This window comes from Achromobacter ruhlandii (assembly GCF_902859695.1).
Lineage (GTDB): Bacteria > Pseudomonadota > Gammaproteobacteria > Burkholderiales > Burkholderiaceae_B > Achromobacter > Achromobacter ruhlandii.
The window spans coordinates 197,878-212,522 of the sequence record NZ_CADIJL010000001.1 but is presented as its reverse complement, the minus strand read 5'-3'; the positions used below and the strand labels follow the sequence as shown (position 1 = coordinate 212,522).

Below are 14,645 nucleotides of genomic sequence, written 5' to 3'. Positions count from 1 at the left end.
ATTGATGACGATCAATGCGGTTTTGCTGCAACGCATTGCATGTCGGCATAGGGTTTTCGCCCAGCCTCCATGCGAATTGTCCGCTATCCGACAATTCACCTTTCCGCACCGCAAAACCTATGACAAACCCTCATGGAATTTTGATTCAGAGGTGCGCATACTCGCCGGCAACTCTTATAGAAAACCATGCCGTCCGCATGATTTTCCTTACCCTGCGGGGGCCCTGCGCATGACGCCGGGCAGGGTCCATATAAATACAACGCCGGTGCAGCGGACATGGACGACACGATCCTGGAGACAAAAGGCCTCACCAAGGAATTCCGCGGTTTTGTCGCGGTCAATGGGGTCGATTTGCGTATCAAGCGAGGCGAGATTCATGCCTTGATCGGGCCGAACGGCGCGGGCAAGACGACATGCTTCAACCTGCTGACCAAGTTTCTCTCTCCCACCTCGGGAACCATCAAGTTCAACGGCATCGACATCACCGGTGAGCGTCCGGCGCAGATCGCGCGGCGCGGCGTGATCCGCTCGTTCCAGATTTCGGCGGTGTTTCCGCACCTGACCGTGCTGGAGAACGTGCGCATCGGCCTGCAACGCAAGACCGGGCTGTCGTTCCATTTCTGGCAAAGCACCAAGCGCCTGGCCGCCCTGGACGAACCGGCGCGCGCCCTGCTCGAACAGGTCGACCTGGGCGCCTTCGCCAACGAGACCACCGTGAACCTGCCATATGGCCGCAAGCGCGCGCTGGAGATTGCCACCACGCTGGCGATGGAACCCGAGCTGATGCTGCTGGACGAGCCCACGCAAGGCATGGGCCACGAGGACGTGGACCGCGTCACGCAGCTGATCAAGCGCGTCAGCGCCGGCCGCACCATCCTGATGGTGGAGCACAACATGAACGTGGTGTCCTCCATTGCCAACACCATCACCGTGCTGGCGCGCGGCGCCGTGCTGGCCGAGGGCAACTACGCCGAAGTGTCCCGCCATCCCGCCGTGATGCAGGCCTACATGGGCACCACCGACGGCGAACTCCAAGGAGCGCACGCATGAGCACCCCGGCACTGGAAATCTCGGGCCTGCAGGCCTGGTACGGGGAATCGCATATCCTGCATGGCGTGGATATGCGCGTGGGGCAAGGCGAGGTCGTCACGCTGCTGGGCCGCAACGGCGCCGGCCGCACCACCACGCTGCGCGCCATCCTCGGCCTGACCGGCTCGCGCAAGGGCTCGGTGCGCATCCATGGCACCGAAGCCATCGACCTGCCGACCTACAAGATCGCCCACCTGGGCGTGGGCTATTGCCCCGAGGAACGCGGCATCTTCGCCAGCCTGTCGTGCGAAGAGAATCTGCTGCTGCCCCCCGTGGTCGGCTCGCTCGGCGGCGGCATGTCGCTGGCCGAAATCTACGACATGTTCCCCAACCTGCAGGAACGCCGGCATTCGCCCGGCACGCGCCTGTCGGGCGGTGAACAACAGATGCTGGCGGTGGCGCGCATCCTGCGCACCGGCGCCAATCTGCTGCTGCTGGACGAAATCTCCGAAGGCCTGGCGCCCGTCATCGTGCAGGCCCTGGCCCGCATGATCACCGCGCTCAAGCAGCGTGGCTACACCATCGTCATGGTGGAACAGAATTTCCGCTTCGCGGCGCCGCTGGCCGATCGCTTCTACGTCATGGAGCACGGCCAGATCGTCGAACATTTCGAAGCCGCAGAACTTTCAGAAAAACAGGACACGCTCAACGAATTGTTGGGCGTTTGAAAAACCTGTCATCCGCCGGGTTCCCGGCATCCCATATACCGAAGGGAAGAGGAGTCATCCCATGAAGCTGCACACCATCACTGCTGCACTGGCCATGGCGGGCCTGGGATTCGCCGGGGCAGCCGCCCAGGCCCAAGGCATCTCCGACGATGTCATCCGCATCGGCTTCATCACCGACATGTCCGGCGTGTATTCCGACATCGACGGCAAGGCGGGCCTGGAAGCGGTCCGCATGGCGATCGAGGATTTCGGCGGCAACGTCAACGGCAAGAAGATCGAAGTGCTGTCCGCGGACCACCAGAACAAGGCAGACGTGGCCTCGGCCCGCGCGCGCGAATGGTTCGATCAGCAGAAGGTCGATGTCATCATCGCCGGCACCAACTCGGCCACCAGCCTGGCCATGGCGGCCGTGGCGGCTGAAAAGAAGAAGCCCTTCATCGCCATCGGCGCGGGCGCTTCCGACCTGACCAACGCCCAGTGCTCGCCGTACACCGTGCACTACGCCTACGACACCGTGGCGCTGGCGCGCGGCACCGGTTCGGCGGTGGTGAAGGATGGCGGCAAGAGCTGGTTCTTCCTGACCGCCGACTACGCCTTCGGCCACGCGCTCGAACGCGACACCATGGCCGTGGTCAAGGCCGCCGGCGGCGAGATCAAGGGCCAGGTGCGCGCTCCGCTGGGCGCCTCCGACTTCTCGTCGTTCCTGCTGCAGGCGCAGTCGTCCAAGGCGCAGATCCTGGGCATGGCCAACGCCGGTGGCGACACCATCAACACCATCAAGGCCGCCAATGAATTCGGCGTCACCAAGACCATGAAGATGGCCGGCCTGCTGGTGTTCATCAACGACGTGCACTCGCTCGGCCTGGAAGCCACCAAGGGCATGTACCTGACCGACGGCTGGTACTGGGATCAATCCGACGCCTCGCGCGCCTGGTCCAAGAAGTTCGAAGCCAAGGTGGGCCGCAAGCCGTCCATGCTGCAGGCTGGCGACTATTCATCGGTGACGTTCTACCTGAACGGCGTGAAGGCCACCGGCACCGACGATGCCGACACCCTCATGAAGTGGATGAAGTCGAACAAGATCAACGACTTCTTCACCCAGGGCGGCTATGTGCGCGAAGACGGCCGCATGATCCACGACATGTACCTGATGCAGGTGAAGACGCCGGCCGAATCCAAGGGCCCGTGGGACTACTACAAGGTCGTGGCCACGCTGCCGGGCGACGAGGTCTACACCAAGCTGTCCGAATCGACCTGCAAGCTGGTCAAGAAGTAATTCCCGTCGATGCGACCCATTGATGCGACCTGGCCCGCGCGGCCGGGTCGCGTCCTGAATTTGTCCGCTTCCCTTCGTACGCGCAGGATTTTCACAAGATGACTGATATTTTCGGCATCCCCATACAGGCCTTGTTCGGCCAGTTGCTGCTGGGACTGGTCAACGGTTCGTTCTACGCCATGCTGTCGCTCGGCCTGGCGGTTATCTTCGGACTGCTGAACGTCATCAACTTCGCGCACGGCGCGCTCTACATGCTGGGCGCCTTCCTGGCCTGGATGGGGCTGTCGTACCTGGGGTTGAACTACTGGGTCATGCTGATCCTGGCGCCGCTGGTGGTCGGGTTGTTCGGCATCATCATCGAAAAACTGTTGCTCAGGCACCTCTACAAGCTTGATCACCTGTACGGCCTGCTGCTGACCTTCGGCCTGACGCTGCTCATCGAGGGCCTGTTCCGCAGCTTCTACGGGGTGTCGGGCCAGCCCTATCCGACGCCCGACGCCCTGCGCGGCGCGACCAACCTGGGCTTCATGGTGCTGCCGAACTACCGAGGCTGGGTGGTGGCGGCATCCGTGGTGGTGTGCCTGGCGACCTGGTTCGTGATCGAGCGCACCCGCCTCGGCGCCCTGCTGCGCGCCGGCACCGAAAACCCGCGACTGGTGGAAGCCTTCGGCGTCAACGTGCCGCGCATGATCACGCTGACCTACGGCTTCGGCGTGGCGCTGGCGGGCTTTGCCGGCGTGCTGGCGGCGCCGGTGCTGCAGATCTCGCCGCTGATGGGGTCCAACCTCATCATCGTGGTGTTCGCGGTGGTCGTGATCGGCGGCATGGGGTCCATCATGGGCGCCATCGTCACCGGCCTGGGCCTGGGCGTGATCGAGGGCCTGACCAAGGTGTTCTGGCCTGAAGCGTCCAGCACGGTCGTCTTCATCATCATGGCCATTGTCCTGTTGCTCCGCCCGGCCGGGCTGTTCGGAAAAGAGAAATGAATCGTCAATTCCTGGGCTATGCGGTCCTGGCCGTCGTGGTGGCCATTCTTCCCTTCGTCGGGGTGTATCCGATCTTCGCCATGAAGATCATGTGCTACGCCCTGTTCGCCTGCGCCTTCAACCTGCTGCTGGGCTTCACCGGCCTGCTGTCGTTCGGCCACGCCGCCTTTCTCGGCAGCGCCGCCTACGCCACCGGCCACGCGCTCAAGGTGTGGGGCGTGCCGACCGAGATCGGACTGCTGTTCGGCGTCGCAGTGGCCGCGCTGCTGGGCCTGGCGATGGGCGCGCTGGCGATCCGCCGCAGCGGCATCTACTTCGCCATGATCACGCTGGCGCTGGCGCAGATGGTGTTCTTCTTCTTCCTGCAGGCCAAGTTCACCGGCGGCGAAGACGGCCTGCAGAGCGTGCCGCGCGGCACGCTGCTGGGCATCATCGACCTGTCGAAAGACCTGAACCTGTACTACCTGGTGATGGGCGTGTTCATCATCGGCTACTTCATCATCTGGCGCACGGTGCATTCGCCGTTCGGCCAGGTGCTGCAGGCACTGCGCGAAAACGAGCCGCGCGCGGTCTCGCTGGGCTACGACGTCGACCGTTTCAAGCTGCTGGCCTTCGTGCTGTCGGCCGCCATCGCCGGCCTGGCCGGCGCCACCAAGACGCTGGTGTTCGTGTCGGCCACGCTGTCCGACGCGACCTGGCAGATGTCGGGCCTGGTGATCCTGATGACGCTGATCGGCGGGCTCGGCACGCTGACCGGACCGATTCTCGGCGCCTTCATCGTGGTGCTGCTGGAAAACAAGGTGGGGGACTTCGGCCAGATGATGGCCAGCCTGACCGGCGTCGACTGGTTCCTGCGCCTGGGCGAGTCGGTCACCATCGTGATCGGCCTGATCTTCGTGATCTGCGTGCTGGCCTTCCGTCGCGGCATCGTCGGCGAGATCGGCGCGCTGATCGAGAAGCGGCGCGCCGCGCGCGCCTGATCCGCGCGGCCGCCGGCCGCATCGCCTGCCTGACCCTCGGGGCCGCTGAACGCGGCCCCGATTGCATGGGACCTTTACAATGACCGGCACGCAATCAGAAAGGTGCTCCATCATGCGCATGAAGCCTTTGCTCGCCGGCGCCCTGGCGCTGTCCGCCGCCCTGCTGGCGCCCGCCGCGGTCCACGCCGCCAAGCCGGTCTGCGAGGTCGACCGCCCGGTCCGTTTCAGCGGCCTGAACTGGGAATCCAACCTGGTGCTGGCCGGCATCGAGCGCTACGTGATGGAACACGGCTACGGCTGCAAGACCAGCGTCGAGATCGGCGAGACGCTGCCCATGCTGGCCGCCCTGCAGCGCGGCGACGTCGACGTCACGCCGGAGGTGTGGCCGGGGCAGATCGAGGTGGCCTGGAAGAAGGCGCTGGCCAGCGGCCGCGTGCAGGGCCTGGGGCATGTCTACGACGCCGGCGAAGGCTGGTACGTGCCGCGTTACACCGTGCAGCGCCATCCCGACTTGAAATCGGCGGCGGACCTGGCGCGCTTCAAGCAGGTCTTCGCCGATCCGGAAGACCCGGGCCGCGGCCGCATCTACGGCTGCCCCGCCGGCTGGGCCTGCGGCACGCTGAACGACAACCTGTTGCGCGCGCTCGGCCTGGACCGCGACTACAGCCTGTTCGCGCCCGGTTCCGGCGCGGCGCAGAAGGCCGCCATCCTGTCGGCCTACAAGCGCAAGCGCGACATCGTCTTCTACTACTGGACGCCCACCGCGCTGATCGGCGCGCTAGACCTGGTCAAGCTGGAACTGCCGGCCTTTGACCAGACCGCGTATACCTGCCTGACCGATCCCAAGTGCGCCAAGCCGGTGGCCACCGAGTTCAAGCCCAACCCCGTGGTGACTGGCGTGAACAGCGCTTTTGCCAAGGAGGCGCCGCAGCTGGCCGCGTTCCTGGCCAAGCTGACCATTCCCAGCGACGCCATCGACGCCACGCTCGGCTGGCTGGAGAACGAAGGCAAGGAACCCGAGGAGGCCGCGCGCTACTTCCTCAAGCAGTACGGACCGGTCTGGCGGCAATGGATGCCGGCCGATGCGGCCGAACGCGTGCAGGCGGCGCTGGACAAGGAGTGAGACGGTCCGCGCCTCATGTATCCTGACGTTTCGGCGCCATTATCGCGCCACCCGATACCCGCGAAGGAAACCACCATGGATGCCCTGTTCTGGCACAACGGTCACTGGACCACCGAAAACCCCAAACTGCTCGGCCCCGCCGACCACGCCTTCTGGATGGCCAGCATGGTCTTCGACGGCGCGCGCGCGTTCCGCGGTTTGACGCCTGACCTGGACCTGCATTGCCAGCGCGTGGTGCGCTCGGCCGAAAAGATGCTGATGAAGCCGCAGATCACCTGGCAGGAAATCCAGGCGCTGTGCCTGCAGGCGGTGGCCAAGTTCCCCGAGGGCAGCGAGCTCTACATCAAGCCGATGTTCTTCTGCGCCGACGGCTTCCTGCTGCCCGACGCCGACAAGACCCAGTTCGTGCTGCACGTGTTCAAGGTGCCGATGCCGGGCGACCAGGGCTTTGCCGCCTGCTTCTCCAGCTTCGCGCGTTCCTGGCCCAACATGGCGCCGACCGACGCCAAGGCCTCCTGCCTGTACCCCAACGGCCAGCGCGCCATCCGCGAGGCGATGGACAAGGGCTTCGACAACGCCATCATGCTGGACGGCGCCGGCAACATCGCCGAGTTCGCCTCCAGCAACCTGTGGATCGCCAAGGACGGCGTGGTCTCGACCCCGGTGGACAACGGCACCTTCCTGAACGGCATCACGCGCCGCCGCGTGCTGGCGCTGCTCAAGGCCGACGGCGTCGAGGTGCAGGAACGCAGCCTGACGCGCGCCGACATCGAGGCCGCCGACGAAGTGTTCTCGTCCGGCAACTACGGCAAGGTGGTTCACGTGAACCGCGTCGAAGACCGCAAGCTGGAATACGGCCCGCTGGCGCGCCGCGCGCACAAGCTGTACATGGACTACGCCGAAAGCACGCGCAAGCAATAACCCCTCCGGCCGCGGCGCGGCGGAGCACGCCGCCCATTTCGGGCGGCGCCGCATGACAAGGAAGATCCCGCATGCAAACCCGACGCGAGTTCCTGCGCGGCGGCGCCGCGATCGCCGGCGCGAGCAGCGCCCTGGCGCTGCTGCCGGCCTCCATCCGCCGCGCGCTGGCGATTCCCGCCAACCGCCGCAAGGGCACGATTGAAGACGTCGAGCACATCGTCATCTTCATGCAGGAAAACCGGTCGTTCGACCACTACTTCGGCGGCCTCGCCGGAGTGCGCGGCTTCGGCGACCGCTTTCCGATCCCGGTGCCCGCCAGTCCCGACTTCGAACGCCGCACGGTCTGGGCGCAGTACAACGGCCGCCCCGACGAGGGCGCGCCGCGCAGCGTGCTGCCATTCCGGCTCGACACCGGCGCGGCCTACGAGGCCATGCGCGTGGCCAGCACGCCGCACACCTGGTCCAACGCCCAGGACGCCTGGGACGCCGGCCGCATGGGCCAATGGCCGGCCGCCAAGAAGAACCATTCGATGGCGTACTACACCGAGGCCGACATGCCGTTCCAGTACGCCATGGCGCGCGCCTTCACCGTGTGCGACGCCTATCACTGTTCGTTCACCGGCGGCACCAACACCAACCGCCTGTTCGTCTGGAGCGGCACCAACGACGGCCTGGGCCGCGGCCACGGCCCGGCGCTGGGCAACACCTACAACAAGCTGGGCGGCGGCGATCCCGCCGGCGCCTACACCTGGACCACTTATCCCGAGCGGCTGGAACGCGCCGGCATCCGCTGGCGCATCTACCAGGACATGGCGGACAACTACTCGCTCAATCCGACCGCGGGCTTCAAGGCCTACCGCGACGCCTACCACGGCGTGCCGGGCTCGCTGGCCGCGCTCAAGGACAAGGCGTTGACCACCCGCGGCCTGGACCAGTTGCGCCAGGACGTGCTGGATGGCACGCTGCCGCAGGTGTCGTGGATCTGCGCCACCAAAGCCGGCTCCGAGCACCCCAGCCCTTCCAGCCCGGCGCAGGGCGCGGACTACACGGCAAAGGTGCTGGACGCGCTGACCGCCAATCCCGAGGTCTGGAGCAAGACCGTCCTGTTGCTGATGTTCGACGAGAACGACGGCTTCTTCGACCACATGCCGCCGCCGGCGCCCCCCTCGCGCGGCCCTGACGGCAGGCTGGCGGGCGCGTCCACCGTGGACACCGCCGGCGAATACCACGAGATCGTCACCGGCGCCGAAAAGGACGATACGGCCGCCCACCTGCACGGCGTCTATGGCCTGGGGCCGCGCGTGCCGATGTACGTGCTGTCGCCCTGGACCAAGGGCGGCTGGGTCAACTCGGAGGTGTTCGACCACACCTCGGTGCTGCGCTTCGTCGAGCGCCGCTTCGGCGTCGCCGAACCCAACATCTCGCCGTGGCGCCGCGCGGTCTGCGGCGACCTGACCTCGATCTTCGATTTCGCCACGCCCGATGAGGCCGACCTGACCCGTGGCCTGCCGGCCACCGCCACGCGCGCGGCCCAGGCCGCCGCGCTGCCTGGCACCGTCACCCCGCCCGCGCCCGAACGGCCCGCCCTGGCGCGGCAGGCGGCCGGCACCCGCCCGTCGCGCGCGCTGCCCTATGCGCTGTCGGTGCAGGCCAGCGCCGGCAAGGAAAGCATCGCGCTGCGCATGGACAACAGCGGCGCCGCCGGCGCCGTGCTGCATGTGTACGACCGCCTGCGCCTGGAGGACGGCCCGCGCCGCTACACCCTCGAGGCAGGCAAGCATCTGGAAGCGAGCTGGCCGGTGACGGGCAACGACGGCCGCTACGATCTTTGGCTGCTCGGCCCCAATGGCTTCCATCGTCATGTCGCGGGCCGGCTGCACGCGGACGCCGAGCCGCTATCGGTCGAGGCCATCTGCGATGCCGCCGGGCCGACGTTGCGCCTGAAACTGCACAACCCGGGCGCATTGCCGCGCGGCTTCCAGGTCGAAGCCAACGCCTACGGCTACGCCGGCCACCACGAACCGGCGCTCGCACCCGGCGTCGGCGCCACCCTGGCCTGGGACCTGGCCGCCAGCGGCGGCTGGTACGACTTCAGCGTGCGCGCCGACGACGCGCCCGGCTTCCTGCGCCGCCTGGCAGGACGCATCGAAACCGGCGCTCCCTCCACCTCCGACCCCGCGATGGGCCAGGAATTGATTCTGCATTGGACGCTGCCGGCATGAAACCGCCCGCCCCTTACGAGAACGCCGTGACCTTCCAGTTCGGCGATTCGCCCGAGCTGGCCGATGAATTGCTGGCATTGGTGTTGTCGGGCGCCAAGACCGCGACCTGCGGCGCGCTGCGCGACTTTGACGAGAAGGAACCGGTGCCCGAGCCGGGCCGACGCGACGTGGTACTGGATGGCCGCGGCCGCCCGGCCTGCGCCATCGAGACGATCAGCGTCGTCATCCAGCGTTTTGACGAAGTGGACGAAGCCTTCGCCGTGGCCGAGGGCGAAGGCCCTTACGACGCCTGGCGATCCGGACACATCGATTACTTCGACCGCAATGGCGGCTACGCGCCAGACATGCTGCTGGTGTGCGAGCGCTTCCGGGTGGTCGAGGTGTTCAAGCGCGAGGCGGACTGACACGTCCGCCTCGCGGCGGGGATCAGGCCTCGGCCTGCTCCGCGCCCTTGCCCAGGCCGAGATAGCTCTCGATCACCTTGGGATCGCCGGCCAGCTCGCGCGCCGGACCGTGCAGGATGACTTCGCCGGTCTCGAGCACGTAGCCGTAGTCGGCCACCTGCAGCGCCGCGCGCGCGTTCTGTTCCACCAGCAGGATCGCCACGCCGGTCTCGCGCAGGCGCGCGATGATGTGGAAGATCTCGCGCACGATGCGCGGCGCCAGGCCCAGGCTGGGCTCGTCCAGCATCAGCAGCGCCGGCTTGGCCATCAGCGCGCGGCCGACCGCCAGCATCTGGCGCTCGCCGCCCGAGAGCGTGCCGGCCTGCTGGGCGCGGCGTTCGCGCAGGCGCGGGAACAGGTCGAAGACTTCGTTGAGCGTGTCGCGCCAGCCGCTTTCGCGGGCGCGGTAGCGGCGGAAACCGCCCAGCAGCAGGTTGTCTTCGACCGACATGCTGCCGAACAGCTCGCGCCGCTCGGGCACCAGCGACATGCCAGCGGCGACGCGGCGCTCGACCGGCCAGCTCGACACATCGGTGCCCGCGTACTGCACGGAGCCGGCCGCGTGGCCGGTCTGCGGCAGCGATCCCATCATGGCGTTCAGCATGGTCGACTTGCCGGCGCCGTTGGCGCCGATCACCGTGACGATGCTGCCGGCCGGAACCGTCAGCGTGGCGCCGGCCAGCGCGCCGACCTTGCCGTAGCGGGCCGACAGGTTGCTGACTTCAAGAACGGGTTTGGACGTCGTCATTGCACGCCTCCCGCGGACACCGGCTTGGCCTGGTCGGCTTCGGGCAGGTCGTCGTCGATGCCGCCCAGGTAAGCTTCCAGCACCGCCGGGTTCTGTTGCACCTCGGCCGGCACGCCTTCGGCCAGCTTGGTGCCGAAATCCATCACCACCAGGTGGTTGGTCAGGCGCATCACAAAATCCATGTCGTGTTCCACCAGCAGAATGCTCATGCCCTCGGCGCGCAGCTGTTCCAGCACGCGCGCCAGGTCCTGCTTTTCCTTGTAGCGCAAGCCGGCGGCCGGCTCGTCCAGCAACAGCAGCACCGGATCGCTGGCCAGGGCCCGCGCGATTTCCAGGATGCGTTGCTGGCCCAGCGCCAGGTTGCCCGCTTGTTCGTACAGGTATTCGCCCAGGCCGACGCGCTTGATCTGCTCGGCGGCCTCGTGCAGCAGTTGCGCCTCGCGTGCGCGGTCGGTGTGCAGGGCGCCCGCCCACACGCCCACGTCGGAGCGCAGGTGTGCGCCCAGCGCGACGTTTTCCAGCACCGTCATGCCCGGCAGCAACTGCACGTGCTGGAAGGTGCGGCCCACGCCCAGCTTGGCGATCTCGCGCGCCGAACGGCTGTCGATGCGCTCGCCCATGAAGGTGACTTTGCCGCGAGTCACCGGCAACACGCCGCTGATCAGGTTGAAGGTGGTGCTCTTGCCGGCGCCGTTGGGGCCGATCAGGCCCATGATCTCGCCGGAGCGGACCTTGAAGCTGATGTCGTTGACGGCGACCAGGCCGCCGAATTCCTTGCGGATGGCATCCACTTCCAGCACCACCTGCCCGGCTTGCGGCCGCGCGCGCAGCGGCAGCGCCGGCGCCGGCTTGGGCGGGGCCAGATTGCGGCGCGAGCCATCGGCGCCGGTGAGGCTGCCCCACCAGCCCGCCAGGATCGGCCAGAGGCCGTTGCGGGCGTATTGCAGCATCAGGATCAGCAGCACGCCGAAGACGATCATCTCGAAGTTGGCGTTGGTGTCCAGCAGCTTGGGCAGCAGGTTCTGCAGCTGGTCCTTCAGCACCAGGATGACGCTGGAGCCGAGCAGCGCGCCCCAGACGTAGCCGGCGCCGCCGACCACGGCCATGAACAGGTACTCGATGCCGTAGTTGATGCCGAACGGGCTGGGGCTGACGGCGCGCTGCATGTGCGCGTAGAGCCAGCCCGAGACGCAGGCCAGCAGCGCGGCCCAGACGAAGATCACGACCTTGTAGGCGGCCGTGTTCACGCCCATCGACTCGGCCATGCCGGCGCCGCTCTTGAGCGCGCGGATGGCGCGGCCCGGACGCGAGTTCAGCAGGTTGCGGGTCGCCCACAGCGCCAGCAGCACGAACACCCAGATCAGGTAGTAGATGTGGCGGCCGCTGGCCAGCGACATGCCGAAGATGCTGATGGGCTCGATGCCGGCGATGCCGTCATGCTTGCCCAGCCAGTCCAGGTTGCCGAACAGGAAGTACAGCGACAGGCCCCAGGCGATGGTGCCGAGTGGCAGGTAGTGGCCCGACAGGCGCAGCGTGATCGCGCCCAGCAGGTAGGCCACCACGGCGGTCAGGATCAGGCCGGCGGGCAGCGCCAGCCACGGCGACACATCGTATTGCGTGGTCAGGTAGGCGGTGGTGTACGCGCCCAGGCCGACGAACGCGGCCTGGCCGAACGAGGTCAGGCCGCCGACGCCGGTCAGCAGCACCAGCCCCAGCACCACCAGGCTGGCCAGCCCGATGTAGTTCAATTGCGTCACCCAGAACTCGGGCGTGACAGGCAAGAGCGGCAGCCCCGCCAGGACGACGATAAAGACGGCAAGCAGAATGCGGTTCATGGCGTTTACTCCTCTTCGTCCACGTGATGGGTGCTGAACGAACGCCAGACCAGAACCGGGATAATCAAGGTGAAGACGATCACTTCCTTGTAGGCGCTGGCCCAGAAGGACGAGAACGATTCCAGCACGCCCACCAGCAGCGAGCCGGCGGCCGCCACGGGGTAGCTGGCCAAACCGCCGATGATGGCGCCGACAAAGCCCTTCAGGCCGATCAGGAAGCCCGTGTCGTAGTAGACCGTGGTGATGGGCGCGATCAGCATGCCGGACATGGCGCCGATGGCGGTGGCCAGCGTGAAGGTCAGGCTGCCCGACATGGTGGTGCTGATGCCCACCAGGCGCGCGCCGCGGCGGTTGACGGCGGTGGCGCGCAGCGCGCGGCCGTACAGCGTCTTGCCGAAGAACAGCCACAGCGCGATGATCAGCAGCGCGCAGGTCGCGACCACGAACAGGCTCTGCGCCGACCAGGTGGTGAAGCCCAGGTCGACCTGGCCGCTCACGAACGCGGGCGTGCGCCAGCCTTCGGCGCCGAAGAACACCAGGGCCAGGCCGGTCAGCGCGAAGTGCACCGCCACCGACACGATCAGCAGCACAAGCACGGTGGCCTCGGCCAGCGGCTGGTAGACGATGCGATAGACCATCGGGCCCATCGGGATCACCAGCAGCAGCGTCAGCAGCATGTTGAGCCACAGCGAATTGCCGGCGGCGGTATAGGTGGTCGTCAGCCACAGCAACGCGAGCGGCACGACGAGACAGGTCAACACGGCCTTGGGCAGGCCAGCCGCGCTGCGGGTCCGCAGCGCGCGCAGCAGCTCGAGCGCCAGGCACACCACGCCCAGCAGCGGCAGGAGATAGGCGGTGCCGGGCACCTTGCCGTCCACCAGCATCGCGAGCGTCAGGGCGCCGAACGCCACGAACTCGCCCTGGGGAATGAAAATGACGCGCGTAACGGCGAACACCAGCACCAGCGCCATGCCCAGCAGGGCATAGATGGCGCCGTTGACGATACCGTCTTGCAGCAGAATCAGCGCAATTGAGGAATCCATCTAACAACCTTATTGATTCTTGGTGTTCCGACCCCGCCCGGAACACTGATACGACACACCGGCCGGAGAGGCCGGTGCGAAGCATGGGGCGCCCGCAAGGGGCGCCCTTGGATCGGGCAATCCAGGGAGATTACAGGCCGGGCTGGTAGACCCACTTGCCGCCTTCGACCTTGACGATGACGCGCGAACGCTCGTCGAAGCCGGCGTGGTCCGTCGGCGACATGTTGAACACGCCTTGCGAGGCGGCCAGGTCCTTGACGTTTTCCAGGGCGTCGCGCATGGCGGCGCGGAACTCCGGCGTGCCCGGCTTGGCGCCGGTCTTCAGGGCCGCGGGCAGCGCGGCAACGACCAACTGACCGGCATCCCACATGTGGCCGCCGAAGGTGTTGGTCGAACCGGCGCCGTTGGCCTTCTCGTAGGTCTCGACGTAGGCCAGGGCCGACTTCTTGACCGGGTTGCTGTCGGGCAGCTGGGCCGCGACCAGCAGCGGGCCGGCCGGCAGGTACATGCCGTCGCAGTCCTTGCCGCAGACGCGCAGCACGTCGTTGTTGGCGGCGCCGTGGGTCTGGTAGATGGTGCCGCCGTAGTTGCGGGCCTTCAGCTCCTTTTGCGGCAGCGCGGACGGAGTGCCGGCGCCGGCGATCAGGATGGCGTCGGGCTTGGCGCCGATCAGCTTGAGCACCTGGCCCGTGACGCTGGTGTCGGTGCGGCTGTATTTCTCGATGGAGACGATCTCGATGCCCTTGGCCTTGGCGGCCTTCTGCATCACGTCCAGCCAGCCGTCGCCGTAGGCGTCGGCAAAGCCGATGAAGCCCAGCGTCTTGACCTTGGACTTGGCCATGGCATCGGCCAGCGCGCCGGCCATCAGGGCATCGTTCTGCGGGGTCTTGAAGACCCAGCGGCGCTTGTCGTCCACGGGTTCGACGATCTTGGCGCTGGCGGCCACGCTGATCATCGGCACCTTGGCTTCGGCGGCCACGTCCACCATGGCCAGCGAGCCCGGCGTGACCGACGTGCCGATCAGCACGTCGACCTTGTCGTCGGAGGCCAGCTTGCGCGAGTTCTTGACGGCTTGGGTCGTATCGGTGGCGTCGTCCAGGACGATCCACTCGATCTTCTGGCCGGCCACTTCCTTGGGCAGCAGCGCGACCGTGTTGCGCTCGGGAATGCCCAGCGACGCGGCGGGGCCGGTGCTGGACACCGTGACGCCCACCTTGACCTGGGCGCTGGCCAGCAGCGGCAGGGTCAGGGCAACGGCGGCGGCGGCCGCGGACAAGCCGAAGTGCTTGCGCATGTTTTGTCTCCTGTGGT

The 14,645-nt window shown here is 67.0% G+C and carries 13 protein-coding genes; 9 read left to right on the top strand and 4 right to left on the bottom strand.

Annotated elements, in window-relative coordinates; genetic code table 11:
• Positions 1–276 precede the first annotated feature (276 nt).
• The 9 genes from HV742_RS00885 (at position 277) to HV742_RS00845 (ending at position 9,669) form a co-directional block, all read left to right on the top strand.
• Positions 277–1,050 (top strand): ABC transporter ATP-binding protein, encoded by a 774-nt coding sequence (locus HV742_RS00885; RefSeq protein WP_049072117.1) that lies wholly within the window; start codon positions 277–279, stop codon positions 1,048–1,050.
• Positions 1,047–1,757, top strand: coding sequence for an ABC transporter ATP-binding protein (locus tag HV742_RS00880; protein WP_006389258.1), 711 nt, complete (start codon positions 1,047–1,049; stop codon positions 1,755–1,757). The genes HV742_RS00885 and HV742_RS00880 overlap by 4 nt, the downstream gene beginning before the upstream one ends.
• A gap of 61 nt (positions 1,758–1,818) precedes the next feature.
• A complete protein-coding gene (locus HV742_RS00875) occupies positions 1,819–3,033 on the top strand; it encodes an ABC transporter substrate-binding protein (protein ID WP_059269523.1) in 1,215 nt (404 codons plus the stop codon).
• A gap of 98 nt (positions 3,034–3,131) precedes the next feature.
• Positions 3,132–4,019 carry a branched-chain amino acid ABC transporter permease gene (locus HV742_RS00870; protein ID WP_049072112.1) on the top strand — a complete coding sequence of 296 codons (888 nt, stop codon included), beginning with the start codon at positions 3,132–3,134 and terminating at the stop codon, positions 4,017–4,019.
• Positions 4,016–4,999, top strand: a complete 984-nt coding sequence (locus HV742_RS00865; protein WP_049072110.1) for a branched-chain amino acid ABC transporter permease — start codon at positions 4,016–4,018, stop codon at positions 4,997–4,999. Before HV742_RS00870 ends, HV742_RS00865 begins: the two co-directional genes overlap by 4 nt.
• 112 nt (positions 5,000–5,111) lie before the next feature.
• Positions 5,112–6,122, top strand: coding sequence for an ABC transporter substrate-binding protein (locus HV742_RS00860; protein ID WP_175144307.1), 1,011 nt, complete (start codon positions 5,112–5,114; stop codon positions 6,120–6,122).
• A 75-nt stretch (positions 6,123–6,197) separates the two neighbouring features.
• Positions 6,198–7,043, top strand: coding sequence for a branched-chain amino acid aminotransferase (locus HV742_RS00855; RefSeq protein WP_175144306.1), 846 nt, complete (start codon positions 6,198–6,200; stop codon positions 7,041–7,043).
• Positions 7,044–7,114: 71 nt separating this feature from the next.
• A complete protein-coding gene (locus HV742_RS00850) occupies positions 7,115–9,265 on the top strand; it encodes a phosphocholine-specific phospholipase C (protein ID WP_059269520.1) in 2,151 nt (716 codons plus the stop codon).
• Complete coding sequence (locus HV742_RS00845) at positions 9,262–9,669, top strand: ASCH domain-containing protein (protein ID WP_054419457.1); 408 nt, start codon at positions 9,262–9,264, stop codon at positions 9,667–9,669. Before HV742_RS00850 ends, HV742_RS00845 begins: the two co-directional genes overlap by 4 nt.
• A 22-nt stretch (positions 9,670–9,691) precedes the next feature.
• Here HV742_RS00845 and HV742_RS00840 read toward each other — a convergent pair whose 3' ends face one another.
• The 4 genes from HV742_RS00840 to HV742_RS00825 all read right to left on the bottom strand — a co-directional run bounded on the left by HV742_RS00840 (position 9,692) and on the right by HV742_RS00825 (position 14,628).
• Positions 9,692–10,456 carry an ABC transporter ATP-binding protein gene (locus tag HV742_RS00840; protein ID WP_006389249.1) on the bottom strand — a complete coding sequence of 255 codons (765 nt, stop codon included), beginning with the start codon at positions 10,454–10,456 and terminating at the stop codon, positions 9,692–9,694.
• Positions 10,453–12,291 (bottom strand): branched-chain amino acid ABC transporter ATP-binding protein/permease, encoded by a 1,839-nt coding sequence (locus HV742_RS00835; RefSeq protein ID WP_006389248.1) that lies wholly within the window; start codon positions 12,289–12,291, stop codon positions 10,453–10,455. The genes HV742_RS00840 and HV742_RS00835 overlap by 4 nt, the downstream gene beginning before the upstream one ends.
• Before the next feature lie 5 nt (positions 12,292–12,296).
• Positions 12,297–13,334: a branched-chain amino acid ABC transporter permease gene (locus HV742_RS00830; protein ID WP_026382592.1), complete on the bottom strand. Its 1,038-nt coding sequence runs from the start codon at positions 13,332–13,334 to the stop codon at positions 12,297–12,299.
• Between the two features lie 130 nt (positions 13,335–13,464).
• Positions 13,465–14,628, bottom strand: a complete 1,164-nt coding sequence (locus tag HV742_RS00825; protein ID WP_049072095.1) for an ABC transporter substrate-binding protein — start codon at positions 14,626–14,628, stop codon at positions 13,465–13,467.
• Between the last annotated feature and the right edge of the window lie 17 nt (positions 14,629–14,645).